The organism is Bradyrhizobium diazoefficiens (assembly GCF_016616885.1).
Lineage (GTDB): Bacteria > Pseudomonadota > Alphaproteobacteria > Rhizobiales > Xanthobacteraceae > Bradyrhizobium > Bradyrhizobium diazoefficiens_F.
Map to the genome: position 1 here is coordinate 4,566,140 of NZ_CP067102.1, position 24,182 is coordinate 4,590,321.

At 62.4% G+C, this 24,182-nt stretch carries 29 protein-coding genes, 1 tRNA gene and 1 pseudogene; 13 read left to right on the forward strand and 18 right to left on the reverse strand.

Annotated elements, in window-relative coordinates:
- Positions 1–37 precede the first annotated feature (37 nt).
- The 3 genes from JJC00_RS21365 to JJC00_RS21375 all read left to right on the forward strand — a co-directional run bounded on the left by JJC00_RS21365 (position 38) and on the right by JJC00_RS21375 (position 2,333).
- Complete coding sequence (locus JJC00_RS21365; RefSeq protein WP_200467928.1) at positions 38–1,588, forward strand: carboxylesterase/lipase family protein; 1,551 nt, start codon at positions 38–40, stop codon at positions 1,586–1,588.
- A gap of 91 nt (positions 1,589–1,679) precedes the next feature.
- On the forward strand, positions 1,680–1,865 hold the full coding sequence (locus tag JJC00_RS21370; protein WP_200291380.1) for a hypothetical protein: 186 nt from the start codon (positions 1,680–1,682) through the stop codon (positions 1,863–1,865).
- Between the two features lie 159 nt (positions 1,866–2,024).
- Positions 2,025–2,333, forward strand: a complete 309-nt coding sequence (locus JJC00_RS21375) for a hypothetical protein (RefSeq protein ID WP_200467929.1) — start codon at positions 2,025–2,027, stop codon at positions 2,331–2,333.
- A gap of 220 nt (positions 2,334–2,553) precedes the next feature.
- Here JJC00_RS21375 and JJC00_RS21380 read toward each other — a convergent pair whose 3' ends face one another.
- The 5 genes from JJC00_RS21380 to JJC00_RS21405 form a co-directional block, all read right to left on the reverse strand.
- The gene (locus JJC00_RS21380) at positions 2,554–2,718 is read right to left on the reverse strand and encodes a hypothetical protein (protein ID WP_200467930.1); all 165 of its coding nucleotides are present in this window, start codon (positions 2,716–2,718) and stop codon (positions 2,554–2,556) included.
- A gap of 216 nt (positions 2,719–2,934) precedes the next feature.
- Positions 2,935–3,243 carry a hypothetical protein gene (locus tag JJC00_RS21390; RefSeq protein ID WP_246773870.1) on the reverse strand — a complete coding sequence of 103 codons (309 nt, stop codon included), beginning with the start codon at positions 3,241–3,243 and terminating at the stop codon, positions 2,935–2,937.
- Entirely contained in the window at positions 3,240–3,521 is a 282-nt protein-coding gene (locus JJC00_RS21395; RefSeq protein WP_246773871.1) for a hypothetical protein, read from the reverse strand. The genes JJC00_RS21390 and JJC00_RS21395 overlap by 4 nt, the downstream gene beginning before the upstream one ends.
- A gap of 112 nt (positions 3,522–3,633) precedes the next feature.
- Entirely contained in the window at positions 3,634–3,876 is a 243-nt protein-coding gene (locus JJC00_RS21400) for a hypothetical protein (protein ID WP_200467932.1), read from the reverse strand.
- A 218-nt stretch (positions 3,877–4,094) separates the two neighbouring features.
- Positions 4,095–4,589 carry a hypothetical protein gene (locus JJC00_RS21405; RefSeq protein WP_200467933.1) on the reverse strand — a complete coding sequence of 165 codons (495 nt, stop codon included), beginning with the start codon at positions 4,587–4,589 and terminating at the stop codon, positions 4,095–4,097.
- Positions 4,590–4,949: 360 nt separating this feature from the next.
- Here JJC00_RS21405 and JJC00_RS21410 point away from each other — a divergent pair, with 360 nt between their 5' ends.
- Together JJC00_RS21410 and JJC00_RS21415 are read left to right on the forward strand one after the other, a co-directional pair.
- Positions 4,950–5,402, forward strand: coding sequence for a VOC family protein (locus JJC00_RS21410; protein ID WP_200467934.1), 453 nt, complete (start codon positions 4,950–4,952; stop codon positions 5,400–5,402).
- 286 nt (positions 5,403–5,688) lie between these two features.
- On the forward strand, positions 5,689–6,327 hold the full coding sequence (locus JJC00_RS21415) for a glutathione S-transferase (RefSeq protein WP_200467935.1): 639 nt from the start codon (positions 5,689–5,691) through the stop codon (positions 6,325–6,327).
- Positions 6,328–6,445: 118 nt separating this feature from the next.
- Here JJC00_RS21415 and JJC00_RS21420 read toward each other — a convergent pair whose 3' ends face one another.
- The 3 genes from JJC00_RS21420 to JJC00_RS21430 are packed head-to-tail and all read right to left on the reverse strand — an operon-like array spanning position 6,446 to position 7,160.
- Entirely contained in the window at positions 6,446–6,613 is a 168-nt protein-coding gene (locus JJC00_RS21420) for a hypothetical protein (protein ID WP_200467936.1), read from the reverse strand.
- Positions 6,614–6,620: 7 nt separating this feature from the next.
- The gene (locus JJC00_RS21425; protein ID WP_200467937.1) at positions 6,621–6,860 is read right to left on the reverse strand and encodes a hypothetical protein; all 240 of its coding nucleotides are present in this window, start codon (positions 6,858–6,860) and stop codon (positions 6,621–6,623) included.
- A gap of 45 nt (positions 6,861–6,905) precedes the next feature.
- Positions 6,906–7,160: a PilZ domain-containing protein gene (locus tag JJC00_RS21430; RefSeq protein WP_200467938.1), complete on the reverse strand. Its 255-nt coding sequence runs from the start codon at positions 7,158–7,160 to the stop codon at positions 6,906–6,908.
- Between the two features lie 228 nt (positions 7,161–7,388).
- On the opposite strand from JJC00_RS21430, the gene JJC00_RS21435 reads away from it, so the two are divergent.
- Positions 7,389–7,463, forward strand: a tRNA-Glu gene (locus JJC00_RS21435).
- Positions 7,464–7,481: 18 nt separating this feature from the next.
- Here the strand turns inward: JJC00_RS21435 and JJC00_RS21440 are convergent.
- The 3 genes from JJC00_RS21440 to JJC00_RS21450 form a co-directional block, all read right to left on the reverse strand.
- Positions 7,482–7,838 (reverse strand): Mth938-like domain-containing protein, encoded by a 357-nt coding sequence (locus tag JJC00_RS21440; RefSeq protein WP_200467939.1) that lies wholly within the window; start codon positions 7,836–7,838, stop codon positions 7,482–7,484.
- A gap of 93 nt (positions 7,839–7,931) precedes the next feature.
- Positions 7,932–9,125, reverse strand: a complete 1,194-nt coding sequence (locus tag JJC00_RS21445) for a 6-phosphofructokinase (RefSeq protein WP_200467940.1) — start codon at positions 9,123–9,125, stop codon at positions 7,932–7,934.
- A 45-nt stretch (positions 9,126–9,170) separates the two neighbouring features.
- Positions 9,171–10,316, reverse strand: a complete 1,146-nt coding sequence (locus JJC00_RS21450) for a fructose-1,6-bisphosphatase (RefSeq protein WP_200467941.1) — start codon at positions 10,314–10,316, stop codon at positions 9,171–9,173.
- Positions 10,317–10,552: 236 nt separating this feature from the next.
- On the opposite strand from JJC00_RS21450, the gene JJC00_RS21455 reads away from it, so the two are divergent.
- On the forward strand, positions 10,553–11,677 hold the full coding sequence (locus JJC00_RS21455; protein ID WP_200467942.1) for an amidinotransferase: 1,125 nt from the start codon (positions 10,553–10,555) through the stop codon (positions 11,675–11,677).
- A 39-nt stretch (positions 11,678–11,716) separates the two neighbouring features.
- Here the strand turns inward: JJC00_RS21455 and sugE are convergent, their stop codons facing one another.
- The 4 genes and pseudogenes from sugE to JJC00_RS21475 form a co-directional block, all read right to left on the reverse strand.
- On the reverse strand, positions 11,717–12,031 hold the full coding sequence (gene sugE / locus JJC00_RS21460; RefSeq protein ID WP_200467943.1) for a quaternary ammonium compound efflux SMR transporter SugE: 315 nt from the start codon (positions 12,029–12,031) through the stop codon (positions 11,717–11,719).
- Positions 12,032–12,268: 237 nt separating this feature from the next.
- Positions 12,269–13,648, reverse strand: a complete 1,380-nt coding sequence (locus JJC00_RS21465) for a hypothetical protein (protein WP_200467944.1) — start codon at positions 13,646–13,648, stop codon at positions 12,269–12,271.
- Positions 13,649–13,917: 269 nt separating this feature from the next.
- Positions 13,918–14,700: pseudogene (locus tag JJC00_RS21470) on the reverse strand (glycosyltransferase family 2 protein); the annotation flags it as partial.
- A gap of 272 nt (positions 14,701–14,972) precedes the next feature.
- Positions 14,973–15,986, reverse strand: coding sequence for an acyltransferase family protein (locus JJC00_RS21475; protein WP_200467945.1), 1,014 nt, complete (start codon positions 15,984–15,986; stop codon positions 14,973–14,975).
- Positions 15,987–16,246: 260 nt separating this feature from the next.
- Here JJC00_RS21475 and JJC00_RS21480 point away from each other — a divergent pair, with 260 nt between their 5' ends.
- The 6 genes from JJC00_RS21480 to JJC00_RS21505 all read left to right on the forward strand — a co-directional run bounded on the left by JJC00_RS21480 (position 16,247) and on the right by JJC00_RS21505 (position 21,446).
- Positions 16,247–16,885, forward strand: a complete 639-nt coding sequence (locus tag JJC00_RS21480; RefSeq protein WP_200467946.1) for a hypothetical protein — start codon at positions 16,247–16,249, stop codon at positions 16,883–16,885.
- Positions 16,886–17,099: 214 nt separating this feature from the next.
- Positions 17,100–17,726, forward strand: coding sequence for a PilZ domain-containing protein (locus JJC00_RS21485; RefSeq protein WP_200467947.1), 627 nt, complete (start codon positions 17,100–17,102; stop codon positions 17,724–17,726).
- Positions 17,727–17,841: 115 nt separating this feature from the next.
- Positions 17,842–18,114 carry a hypothetical protein gene (locus tag JJC00_RS21490; protein ID WP_200467948.1) on the forward strand — a complete coding sequence of 91 codons (273 nt, stop codon included), beginning with the start codon at positions 17,842–17,844 and terminating at the stop codon, positions 18,112–18,114.
- Positions 18,115–18,437: 323 nt separating this feature from the next.
- Positions 18,438–19,478 carry a PrsW family glutamic-type intramembrane protease gene (locus JJC00_RS21495; RefSeq protein WP_200467949.1) on the forward strand — a complete coding sequence of 347 codons (1,041 nt, stop codon included), beginning with the start codon at positions 18,438–18,440 and terminating at the stop codon, positions 19,476–19,478.
- A gap of 69 nt (positions 19,479–19,547) precedes the next feature.
- Positions 19,548–20,126 carry an HdeD family acid-resistance protein gene (locus JJC00_RS21500; protein ID WP_200467950.1) on the forward strand — a complete coding sequence of 193 codons (579 nt, stop codon included), beginning with the start codon at positions 19,548–19,550 and terminating at the stop codon, positions 20,124–20,126.
- Positions 20,127–20,360: 234 nt separating this feature from the next.
- Positions 20,361–21,446, forward strand: a complete 1,086-nt coding sequence (locus JJC00_RS21505; protein WP_200467951.1) for a 3-deoxy-7-phosphoheptulonate synthase — start codon at positions 20,361–20,363, stop codon at positions 21,444–21,446.
- 63 nt (positions 21,447–21,509) lie between these two features.
- On the opposite strand, the gene JJC00_RS21510 is transcribed toward JJC00_RS21505, so the two are convergent.
- The 3 genes from JJC00_RS21510 to epmA are packed head-to-tail and all read right to left on the reverse strand — an operon-like array spanning position 21,510 to position 23,949.
- Positions 21,510–21,764, reverse strand: coding sequence for a hypothetical protein (locus tag JJC00_RS21510; RefSeq protein WP_200467952.1), 255 nt, complete (start codon positions 21,762–21,764; stop codon positions 21,510–21,512).
- A 41-nt stretch (positions 21,765–21,805) separates the two neighbouring features.
- Entirely contained in the window at positions 21,806–22,900 is a 1,095-nt protein-coding gene (locus tag JJC00_RS21515; protein ID WP_200467953.1) for a lysine-2,3-aminomutase-like protein, read from the reverse strand.
- A complete protein-coding gene (gene epmA / locus JJC00_RS21520) occupies positions 22,897–23,949 on the reverse strand; it encodes an EF-P lysine aminoacylase EpmA (protein ID WP_200467954.1) in 1,053 nt (350 codons plus the stop codon). Before epmA ends, JJC00_RS21515 begins: the two co-directional genes overlap by 4 nt.
- Positions 23,950–24,182 lie beyond the last annotated feature (233 nt).

Here is a 24,182-nt window from a genome sequence, read left to right on the forward strand (position 1 = left end):
ATAGATCTCGCCTCACCTCGAACAAGGAGATGCGACCGTGCACGGCTCGATACCCTCTGGAGCTGCCCAACTGGGCCGAACCATTCGCACGCAGGCCGGCGTGGTGCGCGGCGAGCCACGCGACGCCGGCGGCGTGCTCGCCTTCAAAGGCATTCCTTACGCCGCGCCGCCGGTCGGGCCGTTACGCTGGCGCGCGCCACGGCCGCCGACGCCGTGGACAGGCGTGCGCGATGCACTGGCCTTTGGCCCAGCGTCTCTCTCGTCGCTCGAGAATGATCCGAGGCCGGGACCGCGCAGTGAGGATTGCCTCACCCTCAACGTCTGGACCGCCGCGAAGAAAGCGGACGAGAAGCGGCCCGTGATGGTGTGGATTCACGGCGGCGGCTTCCAATTCGGCTCCTCGGCCAATCCCGCGACCGACGGAAGCCTGCTGGCGGCCAAGGGTGTCATCGTCGTCAGCTTCAACTATCGGCTCAGCATTTCAGGCTTTCTCGCCCATCCCGAGCTCGATGCGGAAGCGCCGTCGGGCAATTACGGCCTGCAGGATCAGCTCGCCGCGTTGCGCTGGGTCCAGGCCAACATCGCAGCCTTCGGTGGCGACCCCGATAACGTCACCTTGTTTGGCGAATCCGCCGGCGCCATGGCCGTCGGCATTCTGATGGCGTCGCCGCTGGCACGCGGGCTGTTCCACAAGGCCATCGGCGAGAGCGGCGCCTTCTGGGATGGCCGGCACGGGCCGCTGCAAAACTTTGAGGAAGCTCGCGCGCGCGGCCTCGCCTTCACGCGAAGGCAAGGCAATGCGTCGATCGCAGCCTTGCGCGCGATGCCCGCCGAACAGTTGAATGCGGCCGCGCCCTGGAGCTTTGAGCGCGACCATGTCACCCAGGCTTTCTCGCCAAACATCGATCATCACGGTGTGCCTGACGTGCCCGCGCGACGTTTCCTGCGCGGCGAACAGATGCACATCCCACTGCTCGCCGGCTGGAACAGCGCGGAGGAATTCCCCTTCATGTCGCAATCCCTGCCCGCTCACTCCGCGCAAGGTTTTCGCGCGGCGGCCGAAGCGATGTTCGGCAAGGAGCGGCTGGCAGAATGTCTCAACATCTACCCCGCCGACACTGACGCGCAGGCCAGGGCATCCGCCGCCGCGCTCACCGGCGATATGGTCGTCGGCGAGCAATGCTGGCAGTGGCTGCGGCTGCATCGCAGCCGCACGCGCGCGCCCGTCTACGGCTACCACTTCAACTACACCTCGCCCTACACGCCGATCGCCTCGCACGTCACCGAGATCCCCTTCGTGTTCGGCACGCTGACGCCGCAGCGGGTGATCGGCAGCACCACGCCGCCGGCTGAAGCGGACCGCGCGCTCGCGCAGACCATCATGAGCTATTGGGCGAACTTTGCGACACGCGGCGATCCCAACGGGCCCGGCCTGCCGCCCTGGCCGGCCTACGACGAGAGCGATGTGGTACAGATCCTCGGCAACGCGATCGAAGCCCGCCCCAATCCGCAAGCCGATCGCTTCGCCTTCATCGGCAGCTTCAGAGCGGACGGCGCACTTCCGATGCGCTGGCGCGAGGAGATGTAGGCGACGGGACCCGCGGTGGGTTCAAAAGAGCGGCCGTTCGCGGTCGCCGCAAGGTAGTTCCCTTTTCAGGCCATCTCCTGCATAATGCGGCATGGCCAAAACAAAAGTGACCTTCAAAACCGCCCGGATTTCAGACAGCGAATGGAAAATCCTGGCTGATTACCCCGACCACGAGCAGCGTCAAATCACCGGGTTTACCAGCAAGGCAGATGCCGACGACTGGATCAACGGCGATCGCAAGATCGCGTGGCTCCGCTCTCAGGGCTACGCCAAGTGATTAGCTTCAAGTAGCTTCCCTTCAGCGCGCCTTTGCAGCTCCGGTTCCACGAGGGAGTCACCTCGTCGTGAAACTTGTGACTTGATCGACATTGTTCAGACTCTGGTAACCCAACGCATCCACTCTCCATTCAGGTTGGTTGCGTTGGAGTACCCCACAGTGCTGGATTTTGACGAGCTGCGTGAACTCGCAGCCGATGTTCGTGTGTTTGTCGATGTCGCCGAGGACAAGGCCGAGGCGCTCAGGGCCGTCATCGGCGCCTACGACGTGGTGCTGGCGATCTTCCCGTCCGGAGACGGCATGGGCCTTCACGTCATCAAGGGCAAAGAGATCCTGGACAAGATCTCGACATCGCGGTCGCACGCGATGTACAGCCACACGGCGATCGCGGTTCCCGACCTCGAGCATGCCGAGGTGCTAAAACTGCTGACGACGGCGGCGCCCGTCGAACGACGGATTGCGGCGTAGTTGCAGGCGGAGACAGCCGGACGAGCTCGGCCTGCATGTTTTGCGCGGCGATGCGAAGAATCGTCAGGATACGCCCGCTTTGGCGGGCTCCTCATCACGAGGGTCTAATATCTCGCCGCAAAACGAGGCCTCATCCTGAGGGCCCGCCATAGGCGGGCGTCTCGAAGGATGGCTACGAGTCGATCGCCGTGTTTTCCTTCATGTGCGATGGCGCTGCCCTTCAATGCCCCCACACAGCGGCCGTGAAGCCGATCGCGATAAAGCCGAGGCCAATGATAACCGTCGCGATTTCGGCGGCGTTGTCCACACTGAACAATTTGACAATGGCAGTCCCAACGGCACTGAGAACGATGTCGAAGATGAGGCCGAGCAAGGCGTCAAGCATGGCCAATCATCCTGCCTTGTAGCTGTCAACGGCGGCGAAGAAGAGCACCGCGATCAGCCAGCCGACGACATATCGTTTGAACCAGTTCACGGCGAAAGACCTCGTTTCCAGGCATTCGTCGCATGAGGCGCAACCCCGGTTCATCAGGCCGGGCTCCTCGCCGGCAGGATATGCGGGCAATCACACATGCGTGGCCAGGCCTTGGCCTGGCTACCTTCAATCTTGCATGTCCCTGATCGCGAAATGGCATCCAAACGCAACCATGGCCAGCGCAAACGTCGAGCCAAATAGAATTCGCAAAACCAGGCCCATGTCCTCGCTCACATAGCGGACGTCTTGCCGGTGTGCGTAACGTTCGGGGTGGGCGGCATCAGGCTCTTGAGGAGAGATTGTCACGAGCACAAGCCACGCGACCGTCCCGCAAAGCGCCGCAACCCGCGCAATCCTTCCCAGCCTTTGAAGCCAGCGCGTCTTGCCGCTCCCGTCATGGCCGGATCTTACCTCGCTTTTGCCGATTGCTGTCACCGCAACTGCAGGCTCCTCATGGCAGTGAACACGCTGAAGACGACAAAGGCCGGCAGGCTGTAGACCACCGCGTTCACGGCCCATCCAATCACCGTGCCCCAAAAGACAGAATCGCTGAGCGCTCCCCAGAACAAGTACGCTGCGGCCATGCCTGGAAATTCCACGCCCGACCAATCGCTGGTGCCGTCTCTCATCGACGGTATCGACATGAAGGCCGTGGAGATCAGGAATCCGATCGCCAACGCGATCAGCAGGTTCGTTTTCAGGGTATGAGCCATGCAACTTAGTCGCGCTGCTCCGCCAACGGTTCAGGTGCCGTACCAGACCGGTTTGGCGCCTCCTCCCACCACCCCCTCAGTTTCTCTTCTGCCATTTGAGTTGAGTGCACTGTCACCGTAATTCCCGATACATTCCCTCAACAGAAATTTTTCCGGCGGCTTTCACCGCTCCGGTGTTCGACTTGATGCGGGCTTCGACGTTCTCGCCTGACGCTAGCAATATCCTGCCAACTGCCTTGTCGAGATTCTTTATCGTTTGGGGCATCGGGATAGATGGCAACTGGAATCCAAGCCAATTGGCAAGCCAATCGCTTAGAGTTGGCAGTCCTCCCTCAGGGCTTGGGATATCGCTCATGCTACGCCTCCTTCACAAACTGCAACGTCTTCTCGAATTGAAACTCCTTTACAAACAGATCGTGAATTCGTTGCAGCAAAGATTTGGACAATACCTGCTCGCTCGAAGCACGAGCAATCATCCCTTCCGCAAGGCTATCCAACTCATATGATCGTGGCTTAAGCCACGCAACGTCCTCGGCGGAGAGCTTATGAGTGCCTGTCCCACCATCCATTTCCTCAGAACCGAACTTTGGAGAGAACATCCGTTCGTCGTCGGCCGTAATTCTCATACAGGTCAATCAGACTGTTGCGGACTTCGTCGTACGGACCCAGGTCGTTGAACAGCCTACTGTCGAGCGAAAGCAGCAATGCCATCTCGTCGGCTGTAAACCTTACCCGGTCAGGCAGATTTCCAAGGGGAAGGATCATTTGCCAATACGAAGCGAACCCCTTTTTCTTCCCCGCGTTCACGCATTCATCGAGTGTTGATTTTATGACTTCGATTGTCGAGTGGATTCGTATCATCTTGAAAAATAGCGAGTAGGCGATCGCTTTTCGTTTCTCAAAGCGCTTAGCTTCTCGCTGCTCCTTCGCGGCGTTGAGGGTTCTCTTTTGAATCAGGAAAGCAACGGTCGCACTTATCGCGCCGCCGATTATCGATCCGCCAATTACACCAAAGACTGCCCAAGCGGTCGAGACGGTACTGACTTGCCCAGCGACTTCCCCGGCCATGCATCCCCCTAAGGAATATTCCCGCACCTTCTTACTACCACAAAATTGCGCGACTTTAGGCAATGCCGGTCTGGCTCGCCTTCCGAGAGCCGCCGAATCTGCGAGTCTTGTTCAGGAAATGCTCACGGCTATCCGTGGTCGCCTCAGCGCAGCTGCATGCGATCACCGCGCATTTGACTTAGTCAGTATCACAGTCTGGCTGCCCTGCGGTTTGTATCCTCGCCCGGCAGGTCTCCCTCGCCAGCCGCCCCGTCACCCATATCTCCCCGCCCCCTGCCCCTCATCCCCTTTTCCTGCTATCTCTCTCCCGCCGTCCCGGCCCAAAGCAAAACCCTCCGAACGTCCAAGGGAGCAACAACCATGCGATACCTTCACACCATGCTGCGCGTGCGCAATCTCGATGTCGCGCTGAAGTTTTATCAGGATGCGCTGGGGCTGAAGGAGGTGCGGCGGATCGAGAACGACAAGGGGCGCTTCACGCTCGTGTTCCTGTGCTCGGATGACGATCTCGAGGCGCTGAAGAAGCAGCCGCAAACGCGCGGCGCACCGCTCGTCGAGCTCACCTGGAATTGGGACGAGGAGAAGTATGGCGAGGACCGCTTCTTCGGCCATCTCGCCTATGAGGTCGACGACATCTACGCCACCTGCGAGAAGCTGCAAAAGGCCGGCGTCACCATCAACCGGCCGCCGCGCGACGGCAACATGGCGTTCGTGCGCTCGCCCGATCTGCACTCGATCGAGATCTTGCAGAAGGGCGAGCCGAAGGCGCCGGCCGAGCCGTGGGCGTCGATGCCGAATACGGGTCACTGGTAGCGCCTTCGCCGCAGGAACAAGCTCTCCGCCCCCGCGTTCTCTCTTCAACGACATGAATGGAGGAGGACGTGATGGGACGCGGGATTTTGTTGTGGCTGTTGGGCGTGCCGATCCCGGTGATCATTCTGCTGTGGCTGTTCTTCGGCCATTGATCTCAGGCAAAACTGCAAGGAAGGCTCCGCTCATGGCGGAGCTTTTTGCATGAGAGGCGCGCCGCAATCACCGTCGCTCAGGACATGAAATTCCGCTATCACCGCGCCAACTGACAACACCGCGGGAGGATTTCATGCCGGACACGAAGTTGACGATCTGGGGCCGCGCCAATTCGGTCAACGTGCAGAAGGTGCTGTGGTGCCTGGACGAGCTCTCCCTGCCCTACGAGCGCATCGACGCCGGCATGCAATACGGCAAGACCCGCGAGGCCAACTATCTCGCGATGAACCCCAATGCGCGGATCCCGACGCTGGTCGAGGGCGACTATGCGTTGTGGGAATCCAATTCCATCATGCGCTATCTCTGCATGGCGCACGGGCGCGGCACGGGGATCTATCCGGAGGCGCCGAAGAAGCGCGCCGGCGTCGACCGCTGGCTCGACTGGACGCTATCGATGGTGCAGCCGGTCGACCGCCCGGTGTTCTGGGGCATCGTGCGCACGCCGCCCGCCGAGCGCGACATGGTCAAGATCCAAAGGGATGCAGACGCGGCCGCCGAGGTCTGGGCCATCGCCGACCACCATCTGGCCAAGCGGGCCTTCATGGAAGGCGACCAGTTCACGCTGGCCGATATCGCGATCGGCGCCTATGCGCGGCGCTGGCTCGGGGTCGAGGGGATCACCCGGCCGGCCCAGCCGCACCTGACGCGGTGGCTCGCCGCGCTCGGCAAGCGGCCCGGATTTGCGCAGCACGTGGCCCCGCCGATGTCGTGACCCGCTGACGCGGCTTAAGCTGCGGTGAGCGCGCGCTGAATCGCTGTGAGCGCGCAAACTGCCCGGGCCTCGCGTCTACTATGCATGGGGTTGTTTTCGCGTTTTTAGTTTGGGCACCCTAGTGCCGGGCGCGCTCGACCATCACAACGAGGACGATCAGCCCCAGCGTTACGACTGCCGTGGTGAGCTTTGCGGCCCATGACAGCCCGCGTCCGACCCACCATAGCAGCGCGCAATACATCAGCGCGGGGACGAGGAGATCGAGTCGCAACAGATCCGGCGACATCGGTCCCTCAGCGCCTGGCAGTTGCGTCGACCCTGACCGCGCCGCCGATCTTCACGCAGGTCCCCTCGACCATGGTGAAGCCCCGGCCATAGGAGGCGCAACCATTGGCCTTGGCAGACCCGGCGGCGCCCTTCAGCGGCAGGGTCTTGCCGGGCTGCGGTGGCTCGCTCGGTGGCAGGCGCAGGGTCTCGGCCCCGGCTGCCGAGGTCGTAGCGAGCGAGATCAGGACGAGGACGGTGAAGCGCATCCCGCCTTGTAGCCCGGACCCGGGCCAGGCGCTATCCGCTGGCGGTCAGAGGAACTTGATGCCGGCCGACTTGCCGCGGCGCCAGACCACCTGGCAGCTCCGTCCGGTCCGGGCATCGCGCGCGAACGCCATGCGGATCACGCCGGGCAGTTGGCTTGCATCCTCGTCCAGCGTGATCTTGGCGCCCGAGGCCGAGATGTCCTGGACCAGGCAATGCCGCGCCGCGAATCCGCCATCGAGCGTGATCCAGGCATGCTGCGACAGCAGTTTGCGGGCTGCGCGCTTCGTGGGCTGTGGCATTGGCTAAAGATATCTCCCGCTCCAGCGCTAGCCCAGGGAACCCTAAGAAACGGTTGAAATCGCCACCCGAATGATCCCGGGGCAGGCTATCCACCGGGGCCAAAAGAGCGTTCCGAACGGCTTGCCCACGGGCGCAAAGGCCATTATACGTTCGCCCGCTGCAAGCCGCCGGGGCACGACTCGCGCGGCCAGCGGGCCTGTCGCCACATGCGGCGTGGCCTTGCGTTTGCTCCCTTCGTCTATCGGTTAGGACGCCACCCTTTCACGGTGGAGAGAGCGGTTCGATTCCGCTAGGGAGCGCCAAATTTCCCGCCGTCCGACTCAGCACGTAACGTGAAAAAGGCCGATCTTCCGCGCATGCGAGTTGTTGAACGTATCAATCGCCTTAGGGGTCGGCTGCAGCAGGACCTTGCAGCCCCTTCTCGCAAAATACGCCTCTGCTTCGGGCGATAGATGCACATTTCCGTACTGGCCACAGCCAAGAATTAACTGCTCGCATCCCTTCTCATAGACGAACTTCGCTTCGTCCTTCGAAAGGACATGCGAGGTGCCGTAGTACTTCTTCGACAGTTTCTTCTTCCGCTTTTCCACTTCGCCGGAGAGACGGATGATCACGTCGTGTTCGTACGTCTTTCCGTCGATCGTGATTGTGCCGAATGTAGTGCGCTCGATCTCCATGGACTGACCTCCTTCTGATCTCGGCGCGAGGACCCGACTCGGCAGACGAGCCTTGTATCGATGTCCGCGCACATCTGCTCCGCGTCTGCCACCCTAAGACGCGCGGTTGAGGAAGATCGGCAGCCCACGCTTGTTGGAATAGAGAGGACGGTAGCGCTCCGTGTTGTATGTGCTGGCGACGTCCAGTTTGCGCGGCCCGAGCCTGGCGTCGGGGATAGGCACAAGGTCGTAGCGGCCATCGACCAGCGCCGACATGAGGCCGGTCTTGCCTTCGAGGATGGCGTCATAGGCCATGTTGCCGAAAGTCAGGGCGACGAGCTTGTCGATGAAGTCAGGATCGCCCGATCGCAGGTCGTAGGTGAGATCAGAGACGATGGTCTCCTCGCCCGCGCGCCGCTTGATCTCGTCGGCAAGCACTTCGGCCACGCTCATCCTTTTGCGGTGACCGTAGGCGTCAGGTTCGCCGTATTCCTGCATCTTGTAGTCCTCCCACTCGGCACCCTCGCTCAGCACGATCAGCGCGTAGTTGCTTGGGTTGGCACGCTTCTCCTCGAGCAGCAATCGGATCAGCTTGTCGAGATTGACCTTGTACTCCGGTACCACGCATCGGATCGAGGTCGCGTATGCGGAATAGAGCGCCGTAAATCCGGCATCGCGGCCAAAGATGCGGAAAATTCCAATTCGCTCGTGTGAGCCGACAGTGGTGCGCTGCCGCTGGATAGCATCGCTGGCGCGGGTGATCGCGGTCGAGAAGCCGATGCAATATTCGGTGTTGCGGACGTCGTTGTCCATCGTCTTCGGGATCGCGATGATCTTGACGCCGAGTCCGTTCAGCTTGTCCGCATAACTAAGTGTGTCGTCGCCGCCGATGGCGATGAGGTGTTCGATGCCGAGCCCCGATAAGTTCGCCAATACCTGACCGGTGACGTCCCAGGTCTTGGTTGCGACGCCGCCCTTGGTACTCTCCGAGCTTGGAAAGTTTTGGCCAGCCAGATGATCGGGCCGCTTTTTCATTTTTGAGGGATTGGTGCGGCTCGAGTGCAGCACGGTACCGCCGCGCCGATCGATGATGCGCGTATTTTCGCGGTTGAGCGGGATGACGTAGTGGGATGTGCTGGCGGGGTCGTCGAGGTTCAGATGCGTGAGGGCCTCCCAACCGCGGCGGAGCCCGACAACTTCGATGTCGTCCTCGCTGCCGCGATAAGTCACGGTCTTGATGATTGCATTGAGGCCGGGAACATCGCCGCCGCCGGTGAGAATGCCGATGCGTTTTCTCGCCACGCCCATCTCCTAGTACTAGCATGTCGCAATAGCGCCCGTGTCGCACGCTCTCTATTCGGCCGCTTCAGGCTCGCGCTCCCCTCGCAACCGAAAGCGCTGCAGCAGAGCGGATACGGTGTCGCGGAAGCCGCCATACTCCAGCTCGGAATAGGGCAGCATCGCAGCGCCGGACCAGCCTTGGCTGCGCATCTCGATTGCCTTGCGCTGTGCGCACCGGCGCACCTCATCCCACGCTAGGTTGTCGAAGAAATCGGTATAGGATTCGGCAAAGCGGCCATTCTTGTCCATCGAAAAGCCGGCGCAGGAAACGATCGGCAGGCAGTACATGCCGGTCACCGGTGTATTGAGCGGCACCGGCATCAGCGGCATCACGTGCGAGCCCCGTGCATCGCCACCGACGAAGTGCGCCTTGGCGAAGGGCGATACGATTTCCTCGGGCGCGGGGAAAATTCCCTGGTTCCTGATAATCGCGACCGGATCATCCTTGCCGGTGTACTTGCCTGCGATCGCGTGAAGACGCTGCGCAGACACGGCCGCGGCGACCTCGCCATGCGTTCGAGAAACGATGCGATCAACGCCAAAGCGCTCGTTGTCGCGGAGCAGCGCAGCAATGTGGTAGTTGTCCGCGGGCGCGTCGAGTTCGATCACGCTGTCGCCGGCTGTGTTGTCCATGTCAATGATATGGAAACGGAATCCCTTGATCATCGGGGGCAGCATCAGCCCCGCGCAATACATGGGATCGGCGAAAGCGAGGTAGAGCGGCAGGTTGTAGGCGCCGGGGCCGCACTTGTCGGCGGCGAACACCATGAACGATTCCGCGGGTCTCGGACCCGAGAGGTTGTGATCGAAGCTAAGTTCGGCGACGCCCGGACCAGCACCGCGAATGTTCCCGGAAGGTGCGTCTGCGAGAAGATCCTGGCCCGCGCCGTAGAGACCGGACGTCTTCGCGACCGCCGTGGCCGCGAGAAAAGTCTTCCAGGCGAATTGATGGACCTCGGAGCTCCCTTCGCCCCGTGTGTGCGTCATGATGATCGCAATGTCGTCGCCGGTGTGGCAGACAAAGCCGTCGATCAAAAGACCATTGGCGATCGCTTTCCCAACCTCGCGATCGACAGTCGCCAGCATGTGTGTAGACGGCTTCGTATGTCCGCCAACGGAGCCAACGTCAGCCTTAATGACTGAAAGGGTGAGTCTCATGAGCGTTCCTCCCCGCGCAAACCAAACGCCTCGGCGCTTGCTGCGCCCGGGCAATGGCGCTGCTCATTCGCGGAAAAGAACGTCTGACGTTCCGATAGGTTCCGTGCAGGAAAATCACGGCACCTTGAAACTCCCGAAGACCGTGTTCTTGTTCCAGCTCACCGTCCGCCGACGCGTCTCGGCTGCCATTGGAACCTCCGGGGCTCGCGACTGTTGTAGCGCGGAGGCTCCATGCAATGGACGTGGTCACGCGCGCCGCCGGCCCGGACACCGCCTCATTGGGGCAAATCTCTCCAGTGAACTCGTACAACGAGTGGGATCCGCTCGAGGAAGTGATCGTCGGAAGGCTCGAGGGTGCAGTCATCCCGTCCGATCATCCGGTTGTCACCTGCAATATCCCGGGCGTGGCTGCACGGGCCCAGTCGCTGTTCGCAGGCTTCCACTATCCAAAGATCATGATCGAACCGGCACAGCGCGAGCTTGATGGGTTTGTTGCGCTGTTACAGTCGTTGGGCATTGTGGTAAGGCGGCCGGAAGCCGTCGATCACAGGAAACGCTTCAGTACGCCGGAATGGTCCTCACACGGCTTCTGCAACTCCTGCCCGCGCGACAGCATGCTTGTGATCGGTGACGAGATCATCGAAACGCCGATGGCGTGGCCGTGTCGCTACTTCGAGACCCACTCCTATCGTCCGATCTTGAAGGACTATTTCCGACGTGGCGCGCGCTGGACCGCCGCGCCGAGGCCGCAACTGACGGACGAGCTGTTCGATCCGGAGTATTGCGTCCCCGAGAAAGGCGAGCCGATCTCACACATCCTGACCGAATTTGAACCGGTCTTCGATGCCGCCGATTTCTTTCGCTGCGGGCGCGACCTATTCGTGACCCGCAGCAACGTCACCAATGCGTCCGGTATTGAATGGCTGCGTCGCCACCTTGGCGATGGTTATCGCATTCATGAGATCGAGAGCCGCTGTCCCAATCCGATGCACATCGATACCACCATATTGCCGCTTGGGCCCGGCAAGATTCTGATCAATCCCGAATACATAGACGTCGGTCGTCTTCCGGCCATCTTGAAAAAATGGGACATCCTTGTGGCCCCGGAGCCCGATTCGATCGCCGATCGTATGCTCAAGATCACTTCGCTGTGCGGGAAATGGCTCAGCATGAACGTCCTAACAGTGGACGAGAAGCGCGTCATCGTCGACCCACATCATACGGGAACAATGCGTGCGATGGAGAAATGGGGCTTCGAGCCGATTCCATGCGAATTCCTGCACTACGCCGCATTTGGCGGCGCCTTCCACTGCGCCACGCTCGACATCCGGCGGCGCGGCACATTGGAAAGCTATTTCTGAGCGCCGACTTTCCGTGAGACCCACATCGCGCCACGCGGGCTAAGAGGTGATTTTCAGTCCGACGACGCCCGAGAGAATGAGGCCGATACAGGCAAGCCTGAGCAAGGTCGCGGGCTCATTGAAAAGATAGATGCCGAGCGCCGCGGCGCCGACCGTGCCAATACCCGTCCACACCGCGTACGCCGTACCGACCGGCAGTGACTTAAAGGCCAGGCCGAGGAATCCAAAACTGGCCACCATAGCCGCGACCGTTCCGATTGTGGGTAGCAGGCGCGAGAATCCTTCCGTGTATTTGAGGCCGATCGCCCAGGCTGTTTCGCACAGGCCAGCAACGAGCAGGAAGAGCCAAGCCATGGGAGATCCTCCTTTAAGACGTTTGTTGGTCTCAGTTCCTTTCCACGCTCGTTCGTGCAGCGTGTCCGCGCAAGAAAAACACGGCAGCGCTGCAGGAAAAAGTTGCCAACAGCCGAAATAGACCGAAATAGACTATGTGTATCAGTGTGCAGATTCGGCTTCCAAAAACTGGCAAACCGGTTGAAATTGTTCGAATATCGCTCTTCGCCAGGGAGCGCCAAGCATCCCCCATTGCCCTCACCGCTCGCCCAGGAAGCTCTCGCGCACCTTCGCGCAGGCAAGGCCGACGCTGTAGACGTGGATCCCCTCGATCACGCAATGATCCGGATTGAGCGCCAGCAGTCCGATCGACGTGTCCTCGTTCAGCTCCCACGGTGAGCGGACGATGATGCAGGGATAGTCCGCGGCGAGCTTGGCGTAGCTGGCGGTGCGAAAATTGTTCTTCAGGACGTGCGTGTAGGTGTTGTGGTCCAGCAGCGCGACCGTGAAGGCGCGCTCATAGGCAACAGAGAACCTCTCCCGCATCGCCTGATCGCCCCAGAGCTGCAGTGTCATGTCCCAGCCGTGGTTCATATCGTTCTCCGGCGCCCCCACGAACATGCCGGAGACGTTGGCGCAGGCGGGACCGGCCGCGGCCACGGCCTTCGAGAGCCTGGCCCCGATCGCATTCGAGCTGGAGGATTGCAGCGCGACAGCGCGCGCCTCGATCAGCGTCACCGCGGCCGTCGCGGCACATAGACCGGCCGCCAGCAGGCTCAGAGCGGTCGCCGGGATCGCCGGGATCAGCCGCCTGATCTGCACCGCGACCAGGACGAGGACACCGCCCGTCAGGGCCCACGATGCCATCATGTAATGCAGCGCGAAATGCTTCGACGTCGCCACCAGGTACGCTGCAAAGATCAGGACAGCGGCGCTGAGCGTGAGGCTGACCGGATCGCGCCAGTCCCGCGTCTTGATGCACCAGGCCAGCGTTGCGGCCGCGGCTGCGATGGTGGCGCCCGCCGCGAGCGGCACGGCCGCGATGATCTCGCGCATGTTGGACCAGAACGTCGCGAAGTCGATGAATCCGGTCTCGCCCTCGCCGTAATGTCCCTTGTGGGTTGCGATTTGCATCAGCCATCCGAACCCGCGCGTGATCGTGCCCGGATTGAAGATCAGGCTGAAGGCAACGAAGCCGATGGTCCCGGTGATCAGGGCGGCGACGAACGCCCGCCGGTTTCTGATCAGGCACACGGCGAACAATGCCTGCGGCAGGTAGAGATATTTGGTCGAGAACCCGAGCGCGAAAATCAATCCGGACACGACGCCAAGGCTGGTCGCCGGCGGTCGCTCGTCGAGCGCAGCCTTGAGCACGATCGCCATGCCGAACAGGGCGAACGTGACCATGAGGCTTTCCAGAGCGAGCACCGTCTGAAAGTGAAACGCATCGGGATGAACGAACGCTCCGGCCTGAAACAGCACCGCGGCAATGGCGCTGCGCGTCGTCCGGCCCACGATGAGCCCGCCTGCCAGCAACGCGCCCGAGAGAACCAGCGCCTCGCAAGTCCGCGCTGCGTAGGTGATCGCATCGTAGTGCTTGAGCCCGAACGCGACGATATCATCGGGCCGGGCGACCAAGGCCCAGCCCTGATGACCAACTCGACGAGCAATGTCGTCGTTGTTCCCGGATGATCGAACTTCAGCGAGCCAAATCCGGCCGCCGCAACGAGCCCGTTCATGGTGTAGGCCGATTCCGGATCGACCTGGACGCCCCAGACCGCCTGCCAGGCCGAATAGAGCAACGTCGCCGCCAGATACAATGACGGCACGATGATGATCAGCGATGTTCTGATCCTCCCGTTCAAGCGCGTGTCAGGAAAACGGCAATCGCCCGTGGCTCCCACGGCCTAGATCGCCTTGATCTTGAGGAAAGCGAAAGCCACCATCTTCAGCAGCATCCAGCCATGGCGAAACCTGGAGATCTGGGTCTCGCCATAGGTGCGCGCAGCGTAGCGGATCGGAAGATCCACCGATTTGAGATTGAGCTTCGAGGCGCCGAAGATCAGATCGAAATCGCCGAACGGATCGAAATCGCCGAAATAGGCCTTGCCGGCTTTCAGGCGCTGATAGTCGCTGCGGCGCAGAACCTTGGTGCCGCACAGCGTGTCGGTATAGCGTTGATTGAGCAGCCAGGAGAACAGATAGGAAAAGATCTTGTTGGCGATCAAGTTGAGGAAGCGCATCGCGCCCTCGTCCATGGGATAGACCAGGCGCGATCCGTTGACGAACTCGCCCTTCGCCGACAGCAGCGCCTCGACGAATTTCGGAATCTGCTCCGGCGGCATGGTCAGGTCGGCGTCCAGAATGATCAGCACGTCGCCGCGCGCCGCATCGAACGCGGTGAAGACGGCGTCGGCTTTGCCCTTGCCCGGCTGGGGCATCACCTTGATGTCCCTGGAGGGATACGCCTGCCTGACCCGCTCCATCTCCTCGAAGGTGCCGTCCTGGCTATGGCCTTCGATGAAGATGATCTCGATGTCGCCGCAGAAGTCCGGCATCCGCAGGACAGCCGGCTCGATATTGCCGCGCTCGTTACGCGCCGGAACGACGACCGTGGCCGAGCAAAACTCCTCCCTCGCCCACCGGCTCGAGCGCGCGACCATATAGTGCCGGAGCGCCATCTGGCGGATTCATGTCCATGACAAGACGCAGGCCTCGTCGGGCCGGCTCGAATGACGATCTATCGCGACATCAGAAACCGCGGCGCGAGGCGCCGCAGACATAAAAATACACATAAAAAAGTCCCCCCGAACCTGCCGCTACTCAAGCGCAACTGCAGCGGGACTTCAACAGGAACGTCATCCGGCGCGCCAGAAATTCGGCCCCCGTTCAGCGACGATCCGATGCTGACCGAACGCGCCATATCGGCGCGGGCGAAGGCTAACGACCGCGCTGGACGTCTTCAGGTCGTCGTGAAAACCTCACCTCGCCGGTCGCGCCATTTTCGGCTTATCGCGATGAACGGCTCTTCGATGAACCGCCGGGATGTCCACGCCATCGGCGTGGTCAACAGCACGCCGATGACAATGCTCAACAGGATCGACAGCATGGGCCAGCCGTCGATGGCGCTGATGCGGACCGCAACGCTCAAGCCGATCATGTGGAAGAGATAGAAGCTGTAGGATATCCGGCCGTAGAAGCCGATCACCGGCTGACCCAGCAAACGAAAGCCGCGCTGCGGCTCCCCAAACGCGATCAGCGCGACCAGCAGCCCGGATGAACAGGCTTCGAGCAAGATGATCGGCGCGGTTTGCTTTTGCAGACCGCAATAGAGGAACAGGACACCGGCCACGACAGCCACCACCATCTGCCGATCGCCGATACCTTCCACGAGGCGGCGTCCCGAGAAGTGCAGCGTCACGCCAAGCACAAAAGCGTACAAAGGTGCGAGGTTCGTATAGCCGCCGAGCAGGTGCACATATGGACCGATGAACGACAGCCCGAACAGCACCGCGCTCGCCGCGATCAGGACGCGCGAGCCAAAACGCCGGCCGCCCAGGAAAGCCAGAACGATGACCGGTGTTGCGAAGCACTCCACCGTCATCGACCACATCGGCCCATTGATGTCGTGCCGGATCATCAGGGCGTTCAGCAGCACGTTGAAGGGCGAAAAATCAGGCCCGAAGCCCAGATAGAATCCGAATGCCCCGTGCAGCGCGGCCAGCAGCACTACGACCGCAATCGCCGCCGGAAACAGCCGGAGAATCCGGTGACGCAGGAATACCGCGATGTCGTCGTTCCGAGCCAGCGAGCGCGATAGCACGAAGCCGCTCAGCACGAAGAAGAGCACCACCGGCGCCATGCCTGTGACATAGGTGTCGGTGAATTGTCCGAACGCATGGTAGCCGACGACAGAAACCGCAGCCAGGCCACGCAACGACTCAAGTCTAGGCAGGAATTCGAGTTTTTGAACCACGGTCGTCCTGACATCCGAGGTCTGGATCCGCGTTCGCACTTAGCCACAACGCGGCACGTCATGGCAATCTATTGAAATAATCGCTTCGGGTCCGAGCCTGATCGCTGAAGGGCTGCGTCTGGGCGAGAATCCGTCCCTTTGCCATGAACCTGCCCGGTCCCCACTTCCGACAAATGTGCGTATGGGACCGCCCCCCGCGGAACCCAAGACCGCGGTTGTCGCCGCGCCGTCATGGATGTTGAAAGACCTGGGTCGGCCTCATGGAGCAGCGCAAATCTACCCCGGAGGGCCAGTCCGGCGCCCCGCCGGCTGTGACCATGCCCCCGGCCTGGATACAGCGTACGGCGCCGTATTCGCCGGACCGACGCGCCAAAATGCTGGAGCACATGGCGCGCACCAGATCGGTGCCGCAGCCCCAAGCCGCGAAGGACATTCTGGGCGACGCCTATGGCTACGCCGTCCTGTCAGCGATCGTCGCGTTCCTTTTGCAATTGCGCGTGCCGTTTTACTTCGGGGCGTTCATCTTCCTGACCGACGGCGAGCGCATCGAAAGCGCACTCGCAACGATCGGGATCCGGTTCGAGCCGGGAGCGATCGGACCCGAGATCGTCAAGGGCTTCGTCTCCCTGTTCGGATGGTTCGCGCTGCTCGTGTCGTTGCGGGACCTGGTCCCCGAATGGCTCGCAGCATGGATGCCTCCGGCCGAGCCGTCCTGGTCTCTCATCGCCGGCATTGCCCTTGCGGTCGTCATCGTCGAAGCGCTCGCGACACGCGCGATGCGGCGCGCGTTGCCATGGCTCGGATTGGAGATCAGGTGGGACAGCCTGACCTGGAAGGTGATGAAGCTCGCCTTGGCCATTGGCGCGCTGGTTTTGGTGGGGCTGCACGGGCCTGTCTGAATGCCACCGTTCAACTCGGACAAGGCGCCCGCAATGATGTGGTTGTGAACGCGCCCGCCCGATAGTCGGGACGTTTTGCCGCTTACCCCGGCACACTACCGACCCGGTCATTTACCGGAAATTTACCCCTGCTCCTGAGCGCCGGTATCATTTGCTTAGAATTTGATCGCTACCGTGGAATTACGGAGACAATCCGAAACACGATTGGGGCCCAATGTCCGTCGCAGAGTTCCTCAGGCAGCGAGCGGTGGAAGTAACCGTGAGCGGTAGCTATTCGCTGCATCGCTGGTACGATTGCGACGGCAAGCTGCGAAACTTCGCCTGCCGCACCAAGCGCGTCTCGCCCTTCCGCATGATCGTGGACGTGCCTGTCGTCGGCAAGATCGGCGAGCGCGTGACCTCCTATTTCCAGGATTTCGGCGAATTCCAGTGCACCATCAGCGCGACGCTGAAATCGGGCTTCCTGATGGAGCTCGACATGACGCGGGCTCGCCGCGCCTGGATGTCGGAAAAGCTGACTTGGCTTGAAAAGAAGCAGAAGGACGACAGCATCGAGGAGCTGCGACGTGACGCACGCTTCGTTCCGCAGGGCTCGCACACATTCCTGACGGTTGCCGACGGCAGCATCCATCCCTGCTTCATCATCGACGTCTCCACGGCCGGCGTCGCGATCTCCTGCGAATACGACCCGCCGATCGGGACCCCGCTTGCGGTCGGCGCCTGCGTTGGACGCGTCATCCGCAAGTTCGACAATGGCTTTGCGGTGAAGTTCACCGAGAAGCAGGACCGGGACGACCTCGTCCGCCTGGTCGTGCGGCAGGCCGTGCCGCAGCCGGCCTGAAGCCGGCCAAAGCAATTCGTACTGCTGCCCTATCGCGGCCCCATTGCGGGATCAGCTTTTAAGGGTCCGTGCCGCGTGCCGGGCGTCATTTGCAGACTTGCGATCGGGGGACCGGATGGCAGTCGACAAGACCACAGTTGATAAGATCACAGTCGATAAGATCACCTGGGACAGGGTCGGCCGGGTCACCGAGCCCGGGCGCTACATGTACACGTTCGGCTGGCTCACGATTACGGCCGGCGATCTCGATATCTGGAAGCAATATCCGCAAGCTGCCTTCACGCTGCTTGCGCACCATGTCGAGGCCGACGAGACCGTCGGCGAGGAATTCCACCTCGGGGCCTTCGACATCACGCCAGATGCTCCGCCGCCATTCACGACCCACTGAGGGTGGAAGCCTGCGAGTTGCCCCGAGCAAGGTAAATTTCCGCCTCTGGACTCGCCGCTTGCGCACGTGCATCGTGAATCGAAGAAACCCGCACATTGCCTTGATTTGATTTATCAATCGCGATCCGGTGACGGGCGCGCAGCCGTTACGGTCGACGTCGAGGTGATTCTGTCATGCAATTGATTGCGCTCATATTCTACACTTTGGGGCCCTGATGAACGCCAGCTGTCGCCCTTGTTAAGCAACAGGACAGCAGGCGCATGACAGATGGTCGCATCGGGAAACGTAGATAAGCGGACCAAGGGAACCTATTTTCGGCGCCGATGTATCTGATTGAAGCGTTACCCACCGTCATCGGAACGGCCGCCATCGCCCCGGCGCTGCTGATGTTGTGGCTTGTCATTGCCGCCGAGGAACGCCCCGGGCCGCCGGCCCAGGTCTGGACCGCCTTCCTGCTTGGCGCGGCCAGCATCTCGCTGCTGGGTCTCGCCCGGGCCCCCTTCGCCAAGATGGTCGCGGCGCCCGACAATCCGTGGGCGGCACTCGCCATGCATTCGGTCTTCGGCGTCGCGCTGCCCGAGGAGGCGGTAAAGGTGATCGCCATCGTGTTGGTCTCCTCGACCAAGCGGCGGACCTTCGCCAACCCCATGGACACCGTGGTCTATGGCGCTGCCGTCGGCCTCGGCTTCGCGGCCTACGAAAACCTCGCCTATCTGGTCCAGCATGCCGAGATGTGGCGGTCGCTGGCGGCGCTGCGCAGCGTTCTCACCGTGCCGTTCCATGGCGCGCTCGGCATCATTGCAGGCGCCTATCTGACGATCGCGCGCGCCGGCACGGCGCTAGGCGCGAACCGCCATCATCGGGACTGGTCCCGCCTCTCAAGCCGCCTCCTGATTTTCGCAGGCCCGCTCGCCCTGCATTCGGCCTTCGACTTCCCGCTGCTCGCGCTTCAGCACTTGCCGGATCTCGATCCCACCTTGCGGATGTGGCTGGGCGCCGCAAGCCTGCTGATCGGCTTCAGCTCGATCGCCTTTGCCATGCGCCTGGTGCGGCGCGTCGCGCGCCATCACGCGCCCCGCACCGATATCGCGCGGGAGCGGCTCAGCCAGCTGCGCCGGATGTGGGCGCTGTGGCTCGCCGGCGGCGGCGTCGGCTTCCTCGGCCTCGCCTTCGTCCTGACCTCGATCCACCACTGGCTCATCAACCCCGAGCGCAATCTGACGCTGGCGCTGATCCCGATCGGCTTCGTCTCGATCCTGCTCGGCCTTGCGCTGCTGGTCGTCACGACCGCGATCTACGTTCTCGGCCGCAACCGCATCCGCACCAGTGGCGAAGGTTTTTCGTCAGCGCACGGCGGCGGTTGATCCGCGGGATGGCAAGCATGGCGTGTGCGTACTAGATTGAGCGCACATCTTTCGATCTGGAGCTTGCCGATGACATCGCCCGATGAGTTTTCACGGATGCAATCCGCGATGAGCCAGGCGGTGAAGGCACATTGGAAGGCCTTTCTGTTCGAAGGCATCTTGCTCGCCGTTCTCGGCATCGCCGCGCTGATCCTGCCGCCGCTCGCAAGCCTTGCCATCACGATCTTTCTCGGCTGGATGTTCCTGATCAGCGGCATCGGCGGATTGATCGTGACCTATTGGGCGCGCGCTACGCCGGGCTTCTGGTGGTCGCTGATCTCGGCGGCGCTGGCCGTGCTCGCCGGCATGCTGCTGTTAGCACGGCCGATGCAAGCCGTGCTGACGCTGACCATCGTGCTCGGCGCCTACTTCCTCGCCGAGGGCGTCACCACCATCATGTATGCGCTGGAGCACCGCCGCGAGCTGAGCGGCCGCTGGTCCTGGCTGCTGATCGCAGGCCTCGTCGATATCGCGATCGCGTTCATGGTGATCGCGGGACTGCCCAGTTCGGCGGAATGGGCCATCGGCGTGCTGGTCGGCATCAACCTGTTGTTCGGCGGCGCCACCCTGATCGGCATGGCCCTGGCGGCGCGCAAAAGCAACAGTTGAGGCGCCTCAAAGCCCCTGACGCCGATTGGGGGGTGACAACCCTCCGACGGCGCGCTATATGGCCGGCCATGATCACCGTCGCCACCAGCTATTTTTGGTACTTTAGCTACGACAGCTCGCTGGCGGCAGGAGGATCGCGCTCAATCTGAATATTGAAGCAAACGTCCGAACAGCCGCCAGACCTGGCGGCTTTTTTATTGGCCGGCAGGTTCGAGAAACAGACAGGAGCCCGCCGTGCTGAGCACGACCGATGATCTTCGTATCCGCGAACTGAAAGAGCTGAGCACGCCTGAGGATGTGATGCGGGAGGTCCCGCGCACCCTCACGGCCACCCGCGTGGTGATGGCAGCGCGCAACGCCATCCATGCCATCCTCAACGGCCAGGACGACCGGCTTCTGGTCGTCGTCGGCCCCTGCTCTGTGCATGATCCCAAGGCCGCGCTCGAATATGCCGAGCACCTCGCCGCCCTGCGCGAGGATCTCGCCGACCAGCTCGAGATCGTGATGCGGGTCTATTTCGAGAAGCCGCGCACCACGGTCGGCTGGAAGGGCCTGATCAACGATCCGGATCTGGACGGCAGCTTCGACATCAACAAGGGCCTGCGGCTCGCACGCAACGTGCTCTCGGCCATCAACAATCTGGGCCTGCCCGCCGGCGCAGAGTTTTTGGACATGACGACGCCGCAATACATCGCCGACCTCGTGTCCTGGGCCGCGATCGGCGCGCGCACGACCGAGAGCCAGATCCATCGCGAGCTGGCCTCGGGGCTGTCCTGCCCGGTCGGGTTCAAGAACGGTACCGACGGAAATGTGCGCATCGCGGCCGACGCGGTGAAGTCGGCCTCGCATCCGCATCATTTCATGGCGGTGACGAAGCTCGGCCGCTCGGCGATCGCCTCGACCGCCGGCAACGAAGACTGCCACGTCATCCTGCGCGGCGGCAGCAAGCCGAACTACGATGCGGCGAGCGTCGCGGCGGCCTGCAACGATCTGGCGAAATCCGGTGTCGCGCCGCTGGTGATGGTGGATGCAAGCCATGCCAATTCGAGCAAGCAGCCGGAAAACCAGCCGCTGGTCACGGCCGATATCGCCGGCCAGATCTCGGGCGGCGAGAACCGCATCATGGGCGTGATGATCGAGAGCAATCTCGTCGCCGGCCGCCAGGACGTGGTGCCGGGCAAGCCGCTGACTTACGGCCAGAGCATCACCGACGGATGCATCGATTGGGCGACCACGGCAACCGTGCTCGAGCAGCTCGCCGATGCGGTCGAGATCCGGCGCAACACCGCGCGCGCCGGATTGCACGAGCGCTCCGCTTAACCGCGGCAACAGGTGGGCGGGGCGATGCTGTTCGCGCCCTGCCCGCCGCGCCGCAGATGTGGTCTAGCAGCCGCGGCAGATGCTCTTGATCTTCTTGTCGAGCAGAGCATCTTCCTTGTTCACGGGATTGTTCGGATCGCTCAAATTCTTCTCGTTCGGCACGTCGCCCGCGCGCGGCTGGCGGTGCCCCACCGGCGCCTGCGGCAGCGTTCCCGACGAGGCGCCGCCTGAGGTCGACGATCCCTTGGTGCCAGTCTGCGCAATCGCCGCGCCGCCAAGCAAGATCGCGAGCGATGCTGCCACGATGATCTTTTTCATGTCCGATCCTCCATTCCTCAAACCGGCGTTCTCTGGGCCGCTCAAGCCTCGGGCGGATAGAGATGAACGTCGCCGCAATAGTCAACGATACGATAGCGCGTTTCCGAGGCTGCATCACGTGCATCGGCTGCGGTATTTTGCTCCGCCAACACATAATTCGGCCCGACCGGCGACTTGCCGGCGCCGCCTGGTATGTCGATGACGTAGTCCGGCTGACACAGTCCTGACACCCGCCCACGCAATTGCCGCATCAACTCCTGCCCCTCTGCCAGCGTCGTGCGCAGATGCGCAGTGCCTGGCGCGAGATCGCCATGATGCAGGTAATAGGGCTTGATCCGGCACTCGACGAACGCCCGCATCAAATCCGACAGCGCCGCGACATTGTCATTGACGCCGCGCAACAGCACGGACTGGCTCACCATGGGAATCCCGGCGTCGACCAGCCGCGCGCAGGCGGCGCGGGCCGGTCCCGCCAGCTCGCGCGCGTGGTTGGCATGCAGTGCCACCCATGTGGTCGCGCCCTCGACCTTCAGCGCCGCGACCATGTCGTCGCTGATCCGCGCGGGGTCGGCCACCGGCACGCGGGTGTGAAGGCGGATGATCTTGACGTGATCGATGCCGGCGAGATCGGCCATGATCTCGCTCAGCCGGCGCGGCGACAGCATCAGCGGATCGCCGCCGGTCAGGATCACCTCCCAGATCTCGCTATGCCCGCGGATGTAATCGATCGCGGCGCGATAGGCGCTGTCCGAGAGCGCATTCTCCTTGCCGGGTCCGACCATCTCGCGGCGGAAGCAGAAGCGGCAATAGACTGCGCAGACGTGAACGAGCTTGAACAGCACGCGATCGGGATAACGATGCACGATGCCTGATACCGGCGAATGCGGGTGGTCGCCAATCGGATCGGCGCTCTCGCCCGGTTGCATCTCGAGCTCCGCGGCGGTCGGAACGAACTGCCGCGCGATCGGGTCGTCGGGATCCGATTCGTCGATCAGCTCGACCAGCGCCGGCGTGATCGCGACCGCATAGCGCGCGGCGACGCGTTCCAGCGCCGGCAGCGCCGTGACAGGCGCGAGGCCCGCGGCCACGAGCTCGGCTGGCTCACGCAATGTCCGTGCAAGATTGGTCTTCGTCATGTCTCTCCCGCAGGCGGGGTCCACACCACCTGATCAATCCGTGTTGCGCCGCTCGCCAGCATCACCAGCCGGTCGAAGCCGAGCGCGACGCCGCTCGCCTCCGGCATTTGGGCCACCGCAGCCAAAAAGTCTTCGTCCAGCGGATAGGCCTCGCCGTAGCGGCGCTGCTTCTCCGCCATGGACTCCGAGAAGCGCTGGCGCTGTTCCTCGGCGTCAGTGAGTTCGCCAAAGCCGTTGGCAAGCTCGACACCGCAGGCATAGACCTCGAACCGCTCGGCGACCCGCGGGTCCCCGGCAGTCACCCGCGCCAGCGCCGCTTCAGGAGATGGGTATTCGAACAGAATGGTCAAACGCCCCTGCCCCAGATGCGGCTCGACATGCTCGACCAGGACCTTGCTGAAGATGTCCGACCAGGTGTCGTCCTCGGCGACGCGGACCTTTCCGGACGCCGACTGGGCGAGCGCGGCACGGTTACCCTCGTTGCCCGAGATTGTCGACAGCAGGTCGATGCCGGCGAAGCGCTCGAAGGCGCCCGCGACCGTCAGCAGCTCTGGCTCGGCGAAGGGGTCGGCGGTCCGGCCCCGGAACGCGAAGGTCCCGATGCCGGTCGCCTGCGCGGCGTGGGCGATAACCACCACAGTGTCGGCCATGATGGCATCGTAGGGGGCGCCCGCCCGGTACCATTCCAGCATGGTGAATTCGGGCAGATGCAGGTCGCCGCGCTCGCGGTCGCGGAACACCCGGGCGAACTCGAAAATCCGCTCTTCGCCGGCAGCCAGCAGCTTCTTGCAGGCGAATTCGGGCGAGGTCCGCAGGTAACGGCTAGCCCGGCTGCCATCGGGCCGGATGAGCTCGGTCCGGGGGGCGTGCAGATGGGTCTCATTGCCCGGGGAGACCTGGAGGACCGAGGTTTCGACCTCGACAAAGCCCTGCTCGGCGAAAAAGCCCCTGAGAGACCCGGTAATGGCTCCCCTGGCCTGGAGGAACGGCCGCCGGTCGAGGTGGCGCCCTGGCGTCCAGAATGGCGAAATCGGCTTGTCCCCAGCCATTAACCGATCGCCCCTTCCCCGAGCAGAATGCTAGCATCCATCGGCAAAATCAGCCCCCTCCACATTTGCGAACATAACCTGAGGATTCCTGGATAGGGCTACCACAGCCCTGCGCCTTCTAACCAAGCCTCAATTTGAACGACCGGCGGGTCTTCCTGTCCGGCCTCTCAGTGAATGTGTGACGGTGCCATCGCCGCGGTATGATGTAGCAATCGCCGGTGATGACCGCAGAT